The organism is Streptomyces buecherae (genome assembly GCF_014295035.1).
Taxonomy (GTDB): Bacteria; Actinomycetota; Actinomycetes; order Streptomycetales; family Streptomycetaceae; genus Streptomyces; species Streptomyces youssoufiensis.
In genome coordinates, this window is the sequence record NZ_CP060404.1 from 5,476,581 (window position 1) to 5,495,260 (window position 18,680).

At 73.2% G+C, this 18,680-nt stretch carries 18 protein-coding genes; 6 read left to right on the forward strand and 12 right to left on the reverse strand.

Annotated features, from left to right (window positions below):
- The first annotated feature begins 137 nt into the window (after positions 1 to 137).
- Positions 138 to 1,415 (forward strand): thymidine phosphorylase, encoded by a 1,278-nt coding sequence (locus H7H31_RS21610; protein ID WP_187063540.1) that lies wholly within the window; start codon positions 138 to 140, stop codon positions 1,413 to 1,415.
- A 186-nt stretch (positions 1,416 to 1,601) separates the two neighbouring features.
- Positions 1,602 to 2,192, forward strand: a complete 591-nt coding sequence (locus H7H31_RS21615) for a Uma2 family endonuclease (RefSeq protein ID WP_187063541.1) — start codon at positions 1,602 to 1,604, stop codon at positions 2,190 to 2,192.
- Between the two features lie 51 nt (positions 2,193 to 2,243).
- On the opposite strand, the gene H7H31_RS21620 is transcribed toward H7H31_RS21615, so the two are convergent.
- Positions 2,244 to 3,416: an MFS transporter gene (locus H7H31_RS21620; RefSeq protein WP_187063544.1), complete on the reverse strand. Its 1,173-nt coding sequence runs from the start codon at positions 3,414 to 3,416 to the stop codon at positions 2,244 to 2,246.
- A gap of 750 nt (positions 3,417 to 4,166) precedes the next feature.
- On the opposite strand from H7H31_RS21620, the gene H7H31_RS21625 reads away from it, so the two are divergent.
- The gene (locus H7H31_RS21625; protein WP_232110012.1) at positions 4,167 to 5,036 is read left to right on the forward strand and encodes a LysR family transcriptional regulator; all 870 of its coding nucleotides are present in this window, start codon (positions 4,167 to 4,169) and stop codon (positions 5,034 to 5,036) included.
- Between the two features lie 106 nt (positions 5,037 to 5,142).
- Here the strand turns inward: H7H31_RS21625 and H7H31_RS21630 are convergent, their stop codons facing one another.
- Together H7H31_RS21630 and H7H31_RS21635 are read right to left on the reverse strand one after the other, a co-directional pair.
- On the reverse strand, positions 5,143 to 5,769 hold the full coding sequence (locus H7H31_RS21630; protein ID WP_187059707.1) for a TlpA family protein disulfide reductase: 627 nt from the start codon (positions 5,767 to 5,769) through the stop codon (positions 5,143 to 5,145).
- Between the two features lie 298 nt (positions 5,770 to 6,067).
- On the reverse strand, positions 6,068 to 6,841 hold the full coding sequence (locus H7H31_RS21635; RefSeq protein ID WP_187059964.1) for an alpha/beta hydrolase: 774 nt from the start codon (positions 6,839 to 6,841) through the stop codon (positions 6,068 to 6,070).
- 115 nt (positions 6,842 to 6,956) lie between these two features.
- On the opposite strand from H7H31_RS21635, the gene H7H31_RS21640 reads away from it, so the two are divergent.
- Both H7H31_RS21640 and H7H31_RS21645 read left to right on the forward strand, forming a co-directional pair.
- Positions 6,957 to 8,087: an adenosine deaminase gene (locus H7H31_RS21640; protein WP_187059965.1), complete on the forward strand. Its 1,131-nt coding sequence runs from the start codon at positions 6,957 to 6,959 to the stop codon at positions 8,085 to 8,087.
- Positions 8,088 to 8,260: 173 nt separating this feature from the next.
- The gene (locus H7H31_RS21645) at positions 8,261 to 8,494 is read left to right on the forward strand and encodes a hypothetical protein (protein WP_187059968.1); all 234 of its coding nucleotides are present in this window, start codon (positions 8,261 to 8,263) and stop codon (positions 8,492 to 8,494) included.
- A 111-nt stretch (positions 8,495 to 8,605) separates the two neighbouring features.
- Here H7H31_RS21645 and H7H31_RS21650 read toward each other — a convergent pair whose 3' ends face one another.
- The 5 genes from H7H31_RS21650 to afsQ1 all read right to left on the reverse strand — a co-directional run bounded on the left by H7H31_RS21650 (position 8,606) and on the right by afsQ1 (position 12,754).
- A complete protein-coding gene (locus H7H31_RS21650) occupies positions 8,606 to 8,812 on the reverse strand; it encodes a PspC domain-containing protein (RefSeq protein ID WP_187059966.1) in 207 nt (68 codons plus the stop codon).
- Positions 8,813 to 8,899: 87 nt separating this feature from the next.
- On the reverse strand, positions 8,900 to 9,448 hold the full coding sequence (locus H7H31_RS21655) for a VanZ family protein (RefSeq protein WP_187059967.1): 549 nt from the start codon (positions 9,446 to 9,448) through the stop codon (positions 8,900 to 8,902).
- 224 nt (positions 9,449 to 9,672) lie between these two features.
- Positions 9,673 to 10,374, reverse strand: coding sequence for a hypothetical protein (locus tag H7H31_RS21660; RefSeq protein ID WP_232110013.1), 702 nt, complete (start codon positions 10,372 to 10,374; stop codon positions 9,673 to 9,675).
- Entirely contained in the window at positions 10,371 to 12,026 is a 1,656-nt protein-coding gene (locus H7H31_RS21665) for an ATP-binding protein (RefSeq protein ID WP_232110014.1), read from the reverse strand. The genes H7H31_RS21660 and H7H31_RS21665 overlap by 4 nt, the downstream gene beginning before the upstream one ends.
- Before the next feature lie 50 nt (positions 12,027 to 12,076).
- Entirely contained in the window at positions 12,077 to 12,754 is a 678-nt protein-coding gene (gene afsQ1, locus H7H31_RS21670; RefSeq protein ID WP_176166125.1) for a two-component system response regulator AfsQ1, read from the reverse strand.
- Between the two features lie 203 nt (positions 12,755 to 12,957).
- Here afsQ1 and H7H31_RS21675 point away from each other — a divergent pair, with 203 nt between their 5' ends.
- A complete protein-coding gene (locus H7H31_RS21675) occupies positions 12,958 to 13,749 on the forward strand; it encodes a SigE family RNA polymerase sigma factor (RefSeq protein WP_187060121.1) in 792 nt (263 codons plus the stop codon).
- 310 nt (positions 13,750 to 14,059) lie between these two features.
- Here H7H31_RS21675 and H7H31_RS21680 read toward each other — a convergent pair whose 3' ends face one another.
- From H7H31_RS21680 to deoC, 4 genes are all read right to left on the reverse strand, one after another.
- Positions 14,060 to 14,686, reverse strand: a complete 627-nt coding sequence (locus tag H7H31_RS21680) for a uridine kinase family protein (protein ID WP_232110015.1) — start codon at positions 14,684 to 14,686, stop codon at positions 14,060 to 14,062.
- A 335-nt stretch (positions 14,687 to 15,021) separates the two neighbouring features.
- Positions 15,022 to 15,906 (reverse strand): aldehyde dehydrogenase family protein, encoded by an 885-nt coding sequence (locus H7H31_RS21685; protein WP_187062613.1) that lies wholly within the window; start codon positions 15,904 to 15,906, stop codon positions 15,022 to 15,024.
- On the reverse strand, positions 15,906 to 17,387 hold the full coding sequence (locus tag H7H31_RS21690; protein WP_187062614.1) for an aldehyde dehydrogenase family protein: 1,482 nt from the start codon (positions 17,385 to 17,387) through the stop codon (positions 15,906 to 15,908). The genes H7H31_RS21685 and H7H31_RS21690 overlap by 1 nt, the downstream gene beginning before the upstream one ends.
- 5 nt (positions 17,388 to 17,392) lie before the next feature.
- On the reverse strand, positions 17,393 to 18,391 hold the full coding sequence (deoC, locus tag H7H31_RS21695; RefSeq protein WP_187062615.1) for a deoxyribose-phosphate aldolase: 999 nt from the start codon (positions 18,389 to 18,391) through the stop codon (positions 17,393 to 17,395).
- Positions 18,392 to 18,680: the final 289 nt, after the last annotated feature.

An 18,680-nucleotide genomic window follows, 5' to 3' on the forward strand; every position in this document is an offset into this window, starting at 1 on the left:
TACGGGCCAGTGGCCGTGCCACCTGCCTCGTTACCGACGGCCCGGGGCGGTCGCCTGCCCCCGACCGCGCGGCGGCCGGGGGCGCGCGCACCCCGCGTACCCCCGCGCCACCCCCGCCCAGAAAGGCCCGCACGCCCATGGACGCCATCTCCGTCATCCGTGCCAAGCGCGACGGCGGCCGTCTCACCGACGCCCAGATCGACTGGATCATCGACGCGTACACCCGCGGCGAGGTCGCCCACGAACAGATGTCCGCGCTGGCCATGGCGATCTACCTGAACGGCATGGACCGGGCCGAGATCGCCCGCTGGACCGCCGCCATGATCGCCTCGGGCGAGCGGATGGACTTCTCGTCGCTGCCCCGGGTGACCACCGACAAGCACTCGACCGGCGGCGTCGGCGACAAGATCACGCTGCCGCTCGCCCCGCTCGTCGCCGCCTGCGGCGCCGCCGTCCCCCAGCTCTCAGGGCGCGGCCTCGGCCACACCGGCGGCACCCTGGACAAGCTGGAGTCCATCCCCGGCTGGCGGGCCGCGCTCAGCAACGACGAGATGCTCGGCGTGCTGGCCGACGTCGGCTCCGTCATCTGCGCCGCCGGCGACGGCCTGGCCCCCGCCGACAAGAAGCTGTACGCGCTGCGCGACGTCACCGGAACCGTCGAGTCCATCCCCCTCATCGCGTCCTCGATCATGTCCAAGAAGATCGCCGAGGGCACGGGTTCGCTGGTCCTGGACGTCAAGGTCGGCTCCGGCGCCTTCATGAAGGACATCGAAGCGGCCCGCGAGCTGGCCTCCACCATGGTCGGCCTCGGCACGGACCACGGGGTGCGCACGGTCGCGCTGCTGACCGACATGTCCACGCCGCTCGGGCTGACCGCGGGCAACGCCCTCGAAGTGCGCGAGTCGGTCGAGGTGCTGGCCGGCGGCGGCCCGGCCGACGTGGTCGAGCTGACCGTGGCGCTGGCCCGCGAGATGCTGACGGCGGCCGGACTGCCCGACGCCGACCCGGCGCGGGCGCTCGCCGACGGCTCGGCCATGGACCACTGGCGCCGGATGATCCTCGCCCAGGGCGGCGACCCGGACGCGGAGTTGCCCGTCGCGCGCGAGCAGCACGTGGTCAACGCCTCCGCCGACGGCGTGCTCACCACCCTGGACGCCTACGCCGTCGGGGTCGCCGCCTGGCGGCTCGGCGCGGGCCGCGCCCGCCGCGACGACCCGGTCCAGGCGGGCGCCGGCATCGAGCTGCACGCCAAGCCGGGCGACCGGATCGTCGCAGGTCAGCCCCTGCTGACCCTGCACACCGACACCCCGGAGAAGTTCGGCTACGCCCTGGAGGCCCTCAACGGCGGCGTCCTGATCGCCCCGGCCGACACGCGGTTCGAGCCGCAGCCGGTGGTGCTGGACCGCATCGGATAGCGCGCAGGCGCCGCCCCCGGCGGGTGGTGCGCGGGTGTGCGGGCGCGGGCGGGGCGCGAGGGCATCGCTCTAGGGGCGCGCGGGTTCGGTATGCGCTCACACGTTCGAGTGGTGTGTGTCGGTGGACCGGCTCGGGTGCGGTTGGGCATGCTGGGATCGGTGACGCACCTAATGGAGGAGACCGCCATGAGCGCACTCACCGTCGATCACTCCTCGGCCTCCGGTCGAGAGTGGGACGACCTGGTCCGTGTCTGGGAGGAGACGGACGCACCCGAGGGCTGCAAGGTGGAGATCATCGAGGGGATCGTCACCGTGGCACCACCACCGTCCTGGGAACACAACGATGCTGCCGACGAGGTGCAACGAGTGTTGTACGGGGTCATCCCCAGAGACTGGGGGATTTATCAGAACCTGGGCCTTACCGTGCCCGAACGTAGAGGCGCCTTCGTGCCGGACCTTGTGGTGATCCCAAAGAAGGCGCCGAGGGGCGATAGGGGCTATTCCGCAGCGGGGGAGGCGCGACTCGTGGTCGAGATCACGTCACGCAGCAACGCCAATCACGACAGGATCGACAAGTTTCGCGCCTACGCCACCGCAGCCGTGCCCCTCTACCTTCTCTTGGACGCCTGGCACTCGGGCAAGCCCACGGCCACGCTCTACGGACAGCCAAAGAACGGCATGTATCGGGTCCTCGACACCGTGGCCTACGACAGCGAACTGAAGCTGCCGGAGCCGTTCAACGTCACCCTGGACACGGGGCTCCTTCCGGTTGCGTGATCGGAGCAGGCAGGGGCGCCACCCAGAGTGGTGGCGCCCCTGGTGAGCCCGTTACCGCGCCGCCGCCAGCGCCCGCCGCTGCGCCAGCGCCTTGCGGGTCGCGTAGAGCGTGATGCTCGCCGCCCCGACCATCGCCGCGAGGCCGAGTACGACGGTGCCCTCCCAGCCCGCCGTGTGGAAGGCGATGGCGCCGAGCGTGCCGCCCGCGCTGCTGCCCAGGTAGTACGCCGACTGGTAGAGCGCGGACGCCTGCGCGCGGCCCGTCGTGGCGGTGCGGCTGACCGAGGAGGAGGCCACGGCGTGCCCGGCGAAGAAGCCCGCCGTGATCAGCACCAGCCCGAGCAGCACCGCGAGCAGCGTGGAGGTCAGCGTCAGCAGCAGGCCGAGCGCCGTGGTGCCCACCGCGAGGTAGAGCGCGCTGCGCCGGCCGAGCCGGGCGACGAGTTGGCCCGCCGCCGCCGAGGAGAGGGTGCCGACCAGGTACACCAGGAAGATCGACCCGACCACGCCCTGCGGCAGGTTGAACGGCTCCTCGATCAGCCGGTAGCCGATGACGGTGTAGACCGCGCCGAACACGGTCATGAACAGCGCCCCGATCGCGTACAGCCGGCGCAACAGCGGGTCGGCCAGGTGGCCCCCGATGGTGCGGGCCAGCGCGCGCGGCCCGACCGGGCGCGACGTGAAGTGCCGGGCCCGTGGCACGAGGAGCCGGAAGACCACGGCGCACACCGCCGCCAGCAGCCCCACCGCGGCCAGCGCCGCCCGCCAGCCCCACGCCTGGGCGACCCAGCCGGTGAGGATGCGACCGGACATGCCGCCGATGCTGTTGCCCGCGACGAACAGGCCGATCGCTCCGACCAGCGCCTTGCCCCGCACCTCCTCGGCCAGGTACGCCATCGCGGACGCGGGCACCCCGGCCAGCGCGGCGCCCTGGACGGCGCGCAGCGCGACCAGCCAGCCCAGGTTGGGCGCGAACGGGGTGAGCAGGGCGACGACCGCGGCGACGCTCAGCGAGACGGTCATCAGGGTGCGCCGACCGAACCGCTCGGAGAGCGCGCTCAGCGGCAGCACCGCGAGCGCGAGGGCACCGGTCGCGGCCGACACGGTCCAACTCGCCTGGCCCGGCGAGACGCCCAGGTCACCGGAGATGGCGGGCAGCAGCGCCTGCGTCGAGTAGAGCAGGGCGAAGGTGGAGATGCCGGCGGCCAGCAGCCCGAAGCTCATGCGTCGGTAACCGGGTCCGCCGGGGCGCAGCTTGCCGCCGTCGGAGTCGGCCCCCTGGCCCGCACCGCCGGCCGCGCCGGCCGCGCCGTGCGCGCGGGGCGCGGGCCGACCGGCCGCGGGGCTCTGTTCCGGCGTGCCCGGCGTGCGCGCCGGGGCGGGCCCGGAGTTCGGGCCGCTCTCGCGGGCGGCCTTGCCGGGCGCGGGGCGGCAGGGGCGGGGGCCCGGGGGGTTCGGACGCCGGCGCGCGCGGGAGGCGGCGGCGCGGCAACGGCGCGCGAGGCGACCGGAGTCGGCGGCGGGCTCGGAGGCCGGCGCGGCCTGCCGCTCGGGCGCGGCCGTGGCGGGCGGCGCGGCGGCGGTCGTGGTGGTACGGGGGAACGGCGCGGTAGAGGCGCCCACACGGAGTTCGGTGGACGCCCCGGTATCAGCAGGAGGCATGTCCACGACCGTAAGCAGAGCGCTCTCATGCGTCCAATGCACAACATCGCCATAATCGATCCCATGGAGCATGAGCGCAGGTCAGTCCGTTCCGTGTCACGCCAGGGAAAGGAAAAAGTCACGTCGGACACACCTACCGTCGCGCGGCCGTCGACCGTGACTCCCACCCGGAGTCCGACCCCGAACCCGGCCGCGCCCCCGGTCGCTGGCCCGCCCTCGACCCCGCCCGCGCGCCCGACCCCGTCCCCGTCGACTCCGGCCGCGTCCGGCACCCATGCCGCCTCGTGGGCGGCGGCCCTCGCGCCGAGGCTCGTGCAGTTCGCGGCCGTGGCGCGGTACGAGCACGTCACCCGCGCCGCGCAGCAACTCGGCGTGCCGCAGTCCACGCTGAGCCGGGCCATGGCGCGGCTCGAAGCGGACCTGGGCGTCGCCCTGTTCGCCCGGCACGGCCGCACCGTCTCGCTCACGCCGGCCGGCCACACCTTCCTGGCCTCCACCCAGCGGGCGCTGGCCGAGGTGGAGCGGGCCGCGGAGTCGGTGCGCGCCGACGCCGACCCGGCCGCGGGCAAGGTCGCCTTCGGCTTCCTGCACACGCTGGGCTCCGAGACCGTGCCCGGGCTGCTGCGCGCGTTCCGCGCCGACCACCCGCGGGTGCGCTTCCAACTCGTCCAGAACTACGGCGAGGCGATGCTCGAACGGCTCCGCGCCGGCGACCTCGACCTGTGCCTGACCTCACCCGTCCCCGACGCCCCTGACCTGGTCGCGCGCCGCCTCGACGAGCAGAAGCTGCGCCTGGTCGTCCCCGACGACCACCGGCTCGCGCACCGTAAGCGGGTCCGCCTCGCCGAGGCGTCCGGCGAACTCTTCGTCACCCTGGAACCGGGCTACGGGCTGCGCCGGATCACCGACGCGGTGTGCGCCGAGGCCGGGTTCACGCCGAAGGTCGCCTTCGAGGGGGAGGAGGCCGAGACGCTGCGCGGTCTGGTGGCGGCCGGCCTCGGCGTGGCGTTGCTACCGCCGCCCGCGGTGCCGCGGCCCGGCGTGGTGGAGCTGACGGTCACGGCGCCGCGCGCGGTCCGCGAGATCGGCGTGGCCTGGCTCGACGGGCACCCGGACACGCCACCGGTGGCGGCCTTCAAACGCTTCCTGCTGAGCCGCCGTGGCCAGCTCCTGCCCCGCTGACGGTCGCCGACGCCGGCCTCGCCGGCGGGTTGCCCGGCCGACCCCGGCCCCGCCGGCGGTTGCCGGCCGACGGCTGCCCCGGCCGGCGTCCGGTGCCGCGCGGCGGCTAGGACTTCTCGGCCAGCAGCGGCTTGAGGGCCTCGCGCAGGTCGTCCTCGCCGACCGGGCTGAGCGCGCGGGCGGCGATCTTGCCGTCGCGGTCGATGAAGAGGGTGGACGGAATGCCCTGCGGGTTGAAGCTGCCCTTCGGGAAGTGCAGCGCCAGCTTGCCCGCCGGGTCGTGCCAGCTCGGGTAGCGCACCCCGAGTTCCTTCTCGAACTTGAGGCCCTGGGCCTTCTCGTGGTCGCTGTTCAGACCGATGAACGCCACGTCGCCCTTGGTCTCGGCGGCGACCTTGACCAGGCTCGGGGTCTCGGCGCGACACGGCGGGCACCAGGAGGCCCACAGGTTGATCGCGACCACCTTGCCCCGGTAGTCGGCGAGCCGCACGCGTTCGCCGTCCAGCGCGGCCCCGGAGATGTCGGGCGCGGCCGTACGGTCGGCCTTGGCTACGGTCTCGATGGTGCTGGACCCGTTGCGGGTGAAGGTGGCCTTGCCCGACGAGCTACCGCTGCCACACCCGGTGAGCGCCACGGTGGCGGCGAGCGCGCCGGACATCAGGCCGGCCGCGCGGGCGAACGCGGGGCGACGGCTGCGGACACGGGTGCGGGAAACCGGCCGGCGGTAAGGCATGCCGACAAGTCTTCCATGCGCCCCGCGCCCACCCCCGTGCGCCCCACCCCCCTACGCCGCCGAGCCACCGCCGAACTGCCGCCCTGCCACTGCCAGGCCACCGCCGAGCCGTCGCCGCCCTGGTTCCGCCCCGTGGCCCCGCCCCGCCCCACTCCGTGGCCCCGCCCCGCTCTGCCCCGCGAGACCCGCCGCCCCCGCCCCCTGCCGACCCCGTCCCGTGCGGAACCCGCGGGCTCAGCTCTCCACCCCCGTTCTTCGCCCCTCGCCTCTCGCCCCCCGGCCCCGTTCCCGGCCCGCGCTACCGCCGTAGCGACGAGCCGAAGCCCGCCGCGAGCGGCATCCGCAGGCCGAGCGGGGGCGGGGCGGCCAGCGCGTCCGCCAGTGGACGCGCGTAGTCCTGGTCGAAGAGGGAGCCCAGCGCGAAGTCGGCGGCGAGCGCGTACACCTCCTGCCGGTGCTGTTGCAGGCGGTGGCCGTCGGTGTGCACCTCGAAGCGGCACACCGTGCTGTTGATCTTCTTGGCCCGCTCGACCAGCCGGTAGGAGAGTTCGGGGTCGGTGTGCTCGTCGTTGCTGCCGTGCACGACGAGCACCTGTCTGCCCGCCAGGTGCTTGACCGGGTCCGGGTCCAGCGTGGCCTCCGGGCTCGGTAGCCAGGGGGCGATGGCGAGGACCGAGCCCACGGCCGAGTGCCCCGCCGCGAGCAGCGCGGCCCGCGCCCCCATGCCCATTCCGACCAGGCAGATCGGCACGTCCCCGTAGCGCCGCACCACCTCGTCCGCGGCCCACTCGGCGTCCGCCACGGGGTCCGCGGCCGACCCGTTCCAGCCGCGACATCGATAGCGGACGACGTGTGCCGTCAGCCCCTCCGGCCGGCCCGCCTTCGCCAGCCCGCGCGCGAGCGGCCACATCGCCGCGGCCGACAGCGCGGACGGCCGTCGGGTTCCGGTTGGCGTGCCGTCGGGCAGCAGCAGCGCCACCCCACCGACGGCCTTCCCCTCCGCCGCCACCCCCACGGGCCGCCCCAGCCGGGCGCTTCGATCCGGTCGTTCCGGCAACGCTTGCTGAGCCATGTCAGAACGATGGCAGAAGCAAGGGTGTACTCCACTACGCAGACTGGTCACTGTTCCGTATCTATCCAGCCGGTTACCCCAGGCGATCTACGCGCGTAGGGGCTATGGTGCGCAGATGACGAGCGAGAACACCCAGCAACCCAACCCGGAGCAGATCCGGCGTGCCCCCAAGGTGCTGCTGCACGACCACCTCGACGGCGGGCTGCGCCCGGCCACCATCGTCGAACTGGCCCGCGAGAGCGGCTACGAGGGGCTGCCCGAGACCGACCCCACCGCGCTCGGCACCTGGTTCCGCGCGGCGGCCGATTCCGGTTCGCTCGAACGCTACTTGGAGACCTTCGCGCACACCTGCGCCGTCCTCCAGACCGCGCAGGCGCTGCGCCGGGTAGCGGCCGAGTGCGCCGAGGACCTGGCCGCCGACGGCGTCGTCTACGCCGAGGTGCGCTACGCCCCCGAGCAGCACCTGGAGCAGGGGCTGACGCTGGAGCAGGTGGTCGAGGCGGTCAACGAGGGCTTCCGCGAGGGCGAGCGCCGGGCGCGCGCGGCCGGCCACCGCATCCGCGTGGGCGCGCTGCTCACCGCGATGCGGCACGCCGCCCGCTCCCTGGAGATCGCCGAACTGGCCAACCGCTACCGCGACCTGGGCGTCGCCGGCTTCGACATCGCGGGCGCCGAGGCGGGCTTCCCGCCCACCCGGCACCTGGACGCGTTCGAGTACCTCAAGCGCGAGAACAACCACTTCACCATCCACGCGGGCGAGGCGTTCGGGCTGCCGTCGATCTGGCAGGCGCTCCAGTGGTGCGGCGCCGACCGGCTCGGCCACGGGGTGCGGATCATCGACGACATCCACGTGTCCGAGGACGGCGCCATCAAGCTGGGCCGACTCGCCAGCTACGTGCGCGACAAGCGCATCCCGCTGGAGCTGTGCCCCACCTCCAACCTGCAGACCGGCGCCGCGAGTTCCTACGTCGAGCACCCCATCGGGCTGCTGCGCAAGCTGCACTTCCGGGCCACGGTCAACACCGACAACCGGCTCATGAGCGGCACCAGCATGAGCCGCGAGTTCGAGCACCTCGTGTCGACCTTCGGCTACACGCTGGACGACATGCAGTGGTTCACCGTCAATGCGATGAAGTCCGCGTTCATCCCTTTCGATGAACGTCTGGCGATGATCAACGACGTGATCAAGCCCGGATACGCCGAGCTGAAGGCCGAGTGGCTGTTCCGTCAGACCGCCGTCGGATAGGCGCTGACCAGCGGTTCTCCTGGTGCGGTGGGGTGCTGCGGCGAGGGTGGTGGCGGTGCGGGCACGCACCGGCACTCCCGACATTCCCGCCCACCTCCGGTGTTTGCGGGGCATCGGAGCGGCTGGCTACGTTGCAGTGCCGCTCAAGAACCCCGTACCAAGGAAGATTTCTGATGAAGCAGGGAACGATCAAGACCCTCGGCGTCACCGCCGTGGGTATCGCCTTCGCCGCCACCGCCGCGGGAACCGCTTCGGCCGCCCCGTCCGGGCTCGGGCCGGTCACGGGCCCGGCCAAGGAAGCGGTGAAGACGCTGCCGAAGAAGACGGAGAAGCTCGCGAAGCCCGACGCCAAGACCGCTCCGAACCCGGTGCAGAGCCTGCTCGGCGGGCTGCCGCTCGGGGGCTGACGCTTCGCGCGCGAGCCACGGTGGGCCGCACGTCCGGCAACGGGCGGGCGGCCCACCGCCGCGTGTGCCCGCCGCGCTCCGGCGCCCGGCGCATCGGCCCGGGCCGGTGGCTCACCAGGCGCCGGCCCGGTTCTTGTTGTCGGCCGGCAGCAGTATCCACAGCGCGAGATAGAGCAGGAACTGCGGGCCCGGCAGCAGACACGAGGCCACGAAGATCACCCGCATCGTGGTCGCGGACGTCCCGAAGCGCTGGGCCAGCCCGGCGCACACGCCGGCGATCATCTTGGTGTTCTGAGGGCGTACGAGAGCGGTGCTCATGGATGACTCCCTGTCGTCGTCCGCGGTCTCACCCGAGGAACTGTCGATAGCTCCACGCTAGGTGCCCGCGGCCGACGGGGCGTCGCACTACGGTGCGATGCCGACCCTGGAGATCGTCGGGGTCATCCCCGAGGCCGCCTCCTCCCGAGGGAGGGCGGCCGGCGCCCGGCCCTGCCCCCGGCGGCGGAGCCGGGCCCGTACGGCAGGCACCACCGCCAGGTGCGCCAGCGCGACGCCCGCCGTGTTGAGCAGCACCGTGTCCACGTCCACGACCTGGCCGGAGACCGTGGACTGGGCGAGTTCGATGGCGCACGAGATCAACGCGCTGGCCAGCACCGTACGCAGCAGCGACGCCAGCCGGTGGGCGTCGACGCGGCCCCCCGCCAGCGGCAGCAGCACCCCGAGCGGCGCGTACAGCAGCAGCTCGCGCGCGATGCGCCGGGTGGCCTCGGCGAACCCGACGTCGAGGTCTCCACGAATGGAGGCCAGCGGCTCCAGATTGCTGGCCGTGACCCAGGTGGCGGCCAGCGGGCGCAGGGAGAGCCAGGCGATGAAGGCGAGCTGCGCCACCAGGAGGAGGATGCCCGCGAAGCGGAAGCGGATGTCGGCCGTGCGGCCGGGACCATGACCCTGCACGCCAGTCAGGACGCGCGCCGCCGCCGTCCCGGTTCCGCCGACCCCACGGTGACGGGCCTCACGCTCCGCGCGACGAATCCCGCCCCGACCTGCGCCGCGGCCCGCCCCGCCCCATCGGCCCAGCCAGCCTCATAGGCCCCGCCGGCCCGGCCAGTCCCACCGCCCCGACGCGACCCGTACCCGCCGGGCCGCCGCCCACTCCGGCGGGCTGCCCAGCCGGCCGCCTACTCCACCAGGGTGCCGGAGCTCTGTGCGCTCTGCGGCCGGGTGCGCAGGTCGGTGTCGCACTCGTACCGCTTGAGGCCACCGACCCCGAGCGTGTCCTCCCCCTCGGGCGCGGCCGGCCCGCCGAGCAGCACCGCGCGCCGGCCGCCCACCGCCGGGGTCTCGGCGAAGGTGCACACGAGCTGCGCCAGCGCGTACGGCGGCAGCTCGTCGGGCTCCCGGTTCAGCCGCAGCGTCCCCGCCGGGTCGCCCTTGGCCGGCCCCGAAACCCGCACCCAGGAGCCCACCTCGCTACTGAAGCCCGCCCTCGCCTCGGCGGCCGACTCCGGCTGCTGGAGCTGGTTGAGCAGCGCCCGCGCGAACTCGTCGGGACGCGGCGCCTGGTCGCCCTTCGGCAGCCGGAGCACCCGCCGCACGGGCAGCAACTGCGCGGAGCACACGAGCTGCACGGTGACGGCGACCCCGTCGGTGGCCCCGGGGGAGGCCGCGGAACCGGGCAACTGGCACGAGGCGCGCGAGGGCGCCGCGCCAGCGTCCACGGGAACCGAGGTGGAGCGGATGCCGCACCCGGCGACCAGCAGCGCGGCGACCGCCCCGAAGACCCCGAGCGCCGCCGCCCGGGCGCCGAGCGCCCGACGTGGCGCCCGCGAGGTGGGGCCGGGGCGCTCCGTGCCGTACGGGTCCGCGGTCCGGGGGCTCATCGCTCGCTCCTCTTGTCTTTCCGGTCCCGGTCCTTCGTGCCGTCCCGCTTGTCGGCCTTGTCGGCCTTGTCGGCCTTGCCGGCGGCCTTGCCGCCCCTGTCCGCCCGATCCGGCTTCTCCGCCTTCTCGGGCTTCTCTGCCTTCTCGGCTCTGTCGGCCTTCCCAGCCTTCCCGGCCTTCTTGTTCTGCTCGGCCTGGTCCGACCGGCCCGCATCCGCCACGACCTCGGAGGCGTCCATCGGCAGCCGCAGCGTGAAGATCGCGCCACCCTCGGGGGAGTTGGCCGCGGTGATCTCGCCGCCGTGGATGTGCGCGTTCTCCAGGGCGATCGACAGGCCGAGGCCGCTGCCCTCCGAGCGCGGCCGGGAGGCGCTGGCCTTGTAGAAGCGGTCGAAGACGTGCGGCAGCACCTCTTCGGGGATGCCCGGGCCGTGGTCACGTACCTCGATCAGCAACTCGTCGGCGGCGGGCCGCACCGAGACGCGCACCGGCGAGCCGCCGTGCTTGAGCGCGTTGCCGATCAGGTTGGCCAGGATGACGTCGAGGCGCCTCGGGTCGAGGCGGGCGACGATGCCGCGCTCGGCGTCCAGCTCCACCGCGTCCAGCCAGGCCCGCGCGTCGATGCAGGCCGTCACCTGGTCGGCGACGTCCACGCCGTCCAGGACGAGGCGGGCGGTGCCCGCGTCGAAGCGGGTCACCTCCATCAGGTTCTCCACCAGGTCGTTCAGCCGCCGGGTCTCGCTGACGACGAGCTGCACGGCGGGCGCGATCATCGGATCGAGCGAGTTCGCCTCCTCCTCAAGAACCTCCGTCACGGCGGTGATCGCCGTCAGCGGAGTCCGCAGCTCGTGCGACATGTCGGCGACGAACCGGCGGCTGGACGCCTCCCGCGCGCTCAGGTCGTCGACCCGCTTCTCCAGCGACTCGGCCGTCCGGTTGAACGTACGGGACAGGTCGGCCAGTTCGTCCGTGCCCGAAACCCGCAACCGGGTGTCCAGCTTGCCCTCGCCGAGCTTGCGCGCGGCGTCCGCGAGGCGTTGTACGGGGCGTAGCACCGTCGCCGCGGCGGCCTGCGCCAGCAGCGCGGAGCCGATCAGCGCGAGCCCGGTGGCGATCCCGAGGGACCAGGCCAGCGAGTTGAGGTCCTGCCGCTCGTTCTCCAGAGACTTGAGCATGTAGCCCGTGGGGCCGCCGCCGATCACCCTGGTGCCGCCCACCAGGTACGGCGCCCCGTCCAACGTGACGCGCTGCCAGTACAGGTGGTACGGGTAGGCGTTCGAGCCGTCCACCGGGCGTTTCTTGTTCACCGCCTTGCGCAGCGCGTCCGGCACCATCTCCCAGTCGAAGACCTGCTCGTTGGAGAAGGCGGCGCAGCCGGTGTGGCCGCTCTGCTGGGTGATCAGCAGCACCTCGTACTTCTGCGAGCTCTCCGCCATGTGCTGCGCGGCGGCGTCCAGCGCGTCGCAGTCCGGCTCCAGCGGCAGGGTCCCGGTGTGGTCCTCGAGCGACTTGTGGAAGTCGTCGAGCGCGGCGTTCTGCGTCCGGTTCAGGACGGCGTCACGGTTCAGCCAGTACGCGATGCCGGACGCCGAGACGGCGGCGACCAGGGCGACCACGGCGAACACGAGCATCAGCCGCAACCGCAGGCTCATCCACCGCAGAATTCCCGCAGCCCAGCCCCGTACCCGACTGGGCCCGTCCGTCACTGGGGGGTGTCCAGTCGGTATCCGACCCCACGCACCGTGCGGATCAGCGTCGGCGACGAGGGCACGTCCTCGACCTTCGCGCGCAGCCGCTGCACGCACGCGTCGACCAGCCGCGAGTCACCGAGGTAGTCGTGCTCCCAGACCAGGCGCAGCAACTGCTGTCGGGACAGCGCCTGCCCCGGGCGGCGGCTCAGCTCCAGCAGGAGTCGCAGCTCGGTGGGGGTGAGCTGGAGATCCTCGCCGTTCTTGGTGACGGTCATCGCGGAGCGGTCGATCACCAGTGAGCCGAACGACGCCGAGTCGTTCGCCTCCCGCTCGCCGCGGCGCAGCACGGCGCGGATGCGGGCGTCGAGCACCCGCCCCTGCACGGGCTTGACCACGTAGTCGTCCGCGCCGGACTCAAGGCCCACCACGACGTCGATGTCGTCGCTCCGCGCGGTCAGCAGGATGATCGGCAACTGGTCGGTGCGCCTGATGCGGCGACACACCTCAAAGCCGTCAATACCGGGCAGCATCACATCCAACACGATCAGGTCAGGCCGCTGCTCGCGCAGCAGCTTGAGGCCGTCCTCTCCCGTGGCCGCCGTCGCCACACGGTGGCCCTGGCGGGACAGGGAGAGTTCGAGGGCCGTGCGGATGGCGTCGTCGTCCTCGATCAGCAACAGGAAAGGCACGTTGGTCATTCTGGCCTACAGGTGGGCTGGAGTTCGACCTCCGGGGCAGCGCGCGACGGCTCGCCCGGGTTTCGTGGCCTGTGACACGGCTGTGACAGTCGACGGACAACGCGATGAAACTGGCTTGCCAGTCTTTTGGTCACCGGGCGGAACCACCCCGGTAGGCAAGAGACCGAGACAAGCTCCACGACGGGGGGCGCGACATGAACACCTTGCACGGCACGACAACCAGCGCAGGTATTCGGACGCGCCTACACGCCGGTTGGAGCTGGGGGAACCCTCAGACGGAGTCTGGGGGAGACAAGTCCGGTGCCGTGAGCGGGCGGGGGTGCGCTCGCGGCACCGGACGTCAGCGGTCGCCCATCATGTACGTGGCGGCGGCTGACGCGGCCACGGAGGCCCGTGGGGGCGCCGCGGTCGCCGTAGGCAACGGGGGAAACGGGGGCACGGCGCACGGGGGAAGCGGCAACCGGGCCGAGGCGGAGTTCACCGCGTACGTCCAGGAGCGCCGCGCCTCCCTCTTCGCCACCGCCTACCACCTGACTGGTGACCGGTTCGAGGCGGAGGACCTGCTGCAGAGCGCGCTGTTCTCCACGTATCGGGCCTGGGACCGTATCAGTGACAAGGCAGCGGTCGGCGGATACCTCCGCCGCACCATGACGAACCTGCACATCAGTGCCTGGCGTCGTCGCAAGTTGAACGAGTACCCGACCGAGGAACTGCCCGAGACCGTCGGTGACCACGACGCGATGCGCGGCACCGAGCTGCGCGCCGTGTTGTGGCAGGCGCTGGCGCGGCTGCCCGAGTTGCAGCGCACGATGCTCGTCCTGCGCTACTACGAGGGCCGCACCGACCCTGAGATCGCCGACATATTGGACATCAGCGTCGGCACGGTGAAGTCCAGCATCTGGCGTTCGCTGCGCCGACTGCGCAGCGACGAAACGCTCGCCTTCGGGCGGGACGAAGAGGAGTCCTTCGGCGAGCTCGTCGCCTGAAGGCAGGGGGAAACACGGGGGAGCACGGGGGGAACCGGGGGCCGTCTTTCGGGGGAGAGGCGGAACCACGGGGGGAAACCGGCGGACCGTCTTCCGGGGGGGAAGGCGGAACGCCACGGGGGGAGAACGGGGGAAACGGGGGGGCCGTCTTCCGGGGGGAAGGCGGGACGTCAGGGGGGAACACGGGGGAAACTGCGGGGCGGGACCGGCGCGCGGGGGGTGCGCCGGTCGCGCCCCGCACTGCTGTGCGCGGGCGCGACGCGTTACGGGGCGGTGTCGCGGGGCGACGTACGAGCGCGGGGGCGGGCGGTCAGGCGGCCAGGTGCGCGGCGGGGGCGGTCGCCGCCGCCGCGATCCGGCGCAGGGCACTATCCGCGTCGCACGGGTGGGCGCCGAGACCGGTCTGGCGGGCGATGATGCCCCGCTCGGCGCGCAGCAGGCGCAGCCCGCGGCGTAGCAGGTAGGGCACCGGCTTGCGGCCCTCGCGGAGATCGCGCACCAGCCGCCGGCGGAAGGTGGTCAGCGGGCGGCCGGTCAGGCACAGCGCGTCGGCCAGCAGACCCAGCTCCCGGCACCGGTCGATGATCTCCGCCGCGAAGATGCCCTCGGCGACGCACAGCGGTGCGCCGTGAAGGGCGAGACTGGCGCTGCCGGTGCGCGAGCTGGTGGGGATGTCGTACAGCGGCACCTCGGTGCGGCCCGTGCGGCACAGCGTGCCGATGGCGGCGACCGCCGCGTCCGCGTCCCAGGACAGCGGGGAGTCCCAGTCGGCGCCGCCGCCGTCGGGGAGCGCTGGCAGGGACGGGTCCGTGGCCTCCTTGTAGAAGTCGTCGAGGTTGAGCACGGGCAACCCGCTGCGGGCGGCCAGGGAGGACTTCCCCGAGCCCGACGGGCCGGCCAGCAAGATCACGCGAGGATACGAGGGAGGCGCTGTCACGGGACACCAGTGTGCGGCATGGGGCCGAACGAGGGACCCCCTGGGCAGGCGAGTCGTTGCCCGCCGACCGCTGCGACCGCGGTGCGTGTCCGACCGATGACGCTTTCCGACAGGAAACGGGCAGGTGCACGCGGCCTCACGCACGGGTGACAAGCGGGCCCTCGCACGGCGCGCGTAGCCGCGCGCGGGGCTGGTCGTCACGGCACGGCGGCCGGCGCGGCCCTGGCGGGCGGCGCGGCGAGCGAGCGCGCGGGCGGGCGGGCCGGCGAGCGCGCGGGCGGGGTCGGGGCTCGTGCCCCGGCCCCGCCCGCGCGTCGCCCGTCAGGGTCTGAGACTCAGACGCCCATCGGGTGCCAGACGGTCTTGGTCTCCAGCAGGGAGAGCATCCGCTCCGTGCCGGGGTCGGCCAACCAGTGGTCGCCCTTGGCCGTGTCCCCAGGCTGTGGACGAAGGACGCGCTTGAGGTTGTCGGCCGCGGCCCGCTCCAGCTCGACCGCCAACTCGCCGGCCACGCCGGCCAGGTCGATCGCGTTGACGTCCTGGTGGGCGGCGAGCGGCGGGCCCAGTTCGGCGGCCCGGCCCGAGAGGATGTTGACCACGCCGCCGGGCAGGTCGGAGGTGGCCAGCACCTCGCCGAGGGACAGGGCCGGCAGCGGCGCCCGCTCGCTGGCGACCACCACGACCGTGTTGCCCGTGACGATCGCCGGGGCGATCACCGACACCAGGCCGAGGAAGGCCGAGTCGGTCGGCGCGAGCACCGCGACCACGCCGGTCGGCTCGGGCGTGGAGAGGTTGAAGTACGGGCCGGCGACGGGGTTGGCCGCGCCGGCGACCTGGGCCACCTTGTCGGACCAGCCCGCGTACCAGACCCACCGGTCGATCGCCGCGTCCACCCGCGCCGCGGCCTTCTTGGCCGACACGCCGTCGGCCGCGGCCACCTCGGCCGCGAACTGCTCGCGGCGGCCCTCCAGCATCTCGGCGACCCGGTAGAGGATCTGGCCGCGGTTGTACGCCGTCGCGCCCGACCAGGGGCCGAACACCTTGCGGGCCGCGACGACCGCGTCCCGGGCGTCCTTGCGGGAGGAGAGCGGGGCGTTCGCCAGCCATGCGCCCTTTGCGTCGGTCACCTCGTACACCCGCCCGCTCTCGGACCGGGGGAACTTCCCCCCGACGAACAGCTTGTAGGTCTTGAGCACGCTCAAGCGGTCAACAGTGGACATCAGCGATCGCCCTCCGGGCTCGTCGTTCCGGCGCGGTCGCCCTGCGGGCCCGCCGGGGCGAGGTACGCCTCCAGGCCGTGCCGGCCGCCCTCGCGGCCGTAGCCCGACTCCTTGTAGCCGCCGAACGGCGACGTCGGGTCGAACTTGTTGAAGGTGTTGGACCACACGATGCCCGCGCGCAGCTTGCTCGCCATCCACAGGCTGCGGCTGCCCTTCTCGGTCCAGATGCCCGCCGAGAGGCCGTACGGGGTGTTGTTGGCCTTCTCCACCGCCTCGGCCGGGGTGCGGAAGGTGAGCACCGAGAGCACCGGGCCGAAGATCTCCTCGCGGGCGATGCGGTGCGCCTGGGTCACGCCCGTGAACAGGGTCGGCGCGAACCAGTAGCCCGTGGACGGCAGGTCGCACGCCGGGGCCCAGCGCTCGGCGCCCTCGGCCTCGCCGGCCTCGGCGAGCGCCGTGATCCGGGCGAGCTGCTCGGCGGAGTTGATGGCGCCGACGTCGGTGTTCTTGTCGAGCGGGTCGCCGACGCGCAGCGTGGCCATGCGCCGCTTGAGCGCGTCCAGCAGCTCGTCGGCCACCGACTCCTGCACCAGCAGCCGCGAGCCCGCGCAGCACACGTGGCCCTGGTTGAAGAAGATGCCGTTGACGACGCCCTCGACGGCCTGGTCGATGGGGGCGTCGTCGAAGACGATGTTGGCCGCCTTGCCGCCCAGCTCCAGCGTCAGCCTCTTGTCCGTGCCGGCCACCGTGCGGGCGATCTGCCGGCCGACCTCGGTGGAGCCGGTGAACGCGACCTTGTTGACGTCCGGGTGGGCCACCAGCGCGGCGCCGGTCGAGCCGTCGCCGGTGAGGATGTTGACCACGCCGCGCGGCAGCCCGGCCTGGCGGCAGACGTCGGCGAAGAACAGCGCGGACAGCGGGGTGGTCTCGGCCGGCTTGAGCACCACCGTGTTGCCGGTGGCCAGCGCCGGGGCGATCTTCCAGGCCAGCATCATCAGCGGGAAGTTCCACGGGATGATCTGGCCGGCCACGCCCAGGGGCCGCGGGTTCGGGCCGAAGCCCGCGTGGCTCAACTTGTCGGCCCAGCCCGCGTAGTAGAAGAAGTGCGCGGCGGTCAGCGGCAGGTCGGTGTCCCGGGACTCGCGGATGGGCTTGCCGTTGTCCAGCGACTCCAGGACGGCCAGTTCGCGCGAGCGCTCCTGGATGATACGGGCGATGCGGAACAGGTACTTGGCGCGCTCGGTGCCCGGCAGCGCCGACCAGGGGCCGAAGGCCCGGCGGGCCGCCCTGACCGCCCGGTCCACGTCCGCCTCGCTGGCGTGGGCGACCTCGGAGAGCACCTCCTCGGAGGCGGGCGCCACGGTCTTGAAGACCCTGCCGTCCGCCGCCTCCTGGAACTCGCCGTCGATGAAGAGCCCGTAGGACGGCGCGATGTCCACCACCGCGCGGGACTCGGGTGCGGGTGCGTAGTCGAAAGCCATCTGTCTCAGTCCACCGTCACGTAGTCGGGACCGGAGTAGCGCCCGGTGCTCAGCTTCTGGCGCTGCATCAGCAGGTCGTTCAGCAGGCTGGAGGCGCCGAAGCGGAACCAGTCGGCCGACAGCCAGCGCTCGCCCAGTGTCTCGTTCACCATCACCAGGTACTTGACGGCGTCCTTGGTCGTCCGGATGCCACCGGCCGGCTTGACGCCGACCTGCACGCCGGTGGTGGCGTGGAAGTCGCGCACCGCCTCCAGCATCAGCAGCGTCACCGGCGGCGTGGCGTTGACCGCCACCTTGCCCGTCGAGGTCTTGATGAAGTCGGCGCCCGCGAGCATCGCGAGCCAGGAGGCGCGGCGCACGTTGTCGTACGTCTGGAGCTCGCCGGTCTCGAAGATGACCTTGAGGTGGGCGGCGTCACTGGACGAGGCGCCGGCGGGCCGGGCGCACGCCTCCTTGACCGCCCTGATCTCCTCGAAGACCTCCATGTACCGGCCGGAGAGGAAGGCGCCGCGGTCGATCACCATGTCGATCTCGTCCGCGCCGGCCGCCACCGCGTCCCGGGTGTCGGCCAGCTTGACCGGCAGCGCGGCGCGGCCCGCCGGGAACGCGGTGGCCACCGAGGCGACCTTGACCCCGGAGCCGGCCACGGCCTGGCGCGCGGTGGCCACCATGTCCGGGTAGACGCAGATGGCGGCGACCGGGGGCGCCCCGTCGCCGGGGCGCACGCCCTTGGTGCCGAGGGCCCGCACCTTGCCGGGGGTGTCGGCGCCTTCGAGTGTCGTCAGGTCGACCATGGAGATCGCCAGGTCGATGGCGTACGCCTTCGCCGACGTCTTGATCGAGCGGGTGCCGAGCGTCGCGGCGCGGGCGTCGAGGCCGACCGCGTCGACCCCCGGCAGGCCGTGCAGGAAGCGGCGCAGCGCGCCGTCGCTCGCGGTCACGTCCGCCAGCGACGCCAGGCGCCGCGCGGCTTCGTCGCCGTATGCGGGAACTGTGGTGGGCATGGTCACCAGGCGAGCATATCTACGCGCGTAGCGGCCTGTCACCCCCGTGAATCGACGCACTTTTTCGATGCGGTAACGCAACGTCCGCATTCCGGAGCGTCGGGCACAATCGGGCGCATGACGAGTCCGGACCCCTCCTCCTCCCACGCGCGGCCGGAGCCCTCCGCCCCCGCGCAGCCGGAGCCGCCCGAGCCGACCGGCGCGGACCGGCCCGCCGGCACGGCCGACCGGTCCGGCCGGGCGGACCCCGCAGGCCCCGTGGACCCCGTGGCCGCCACCGCCCCGGCCG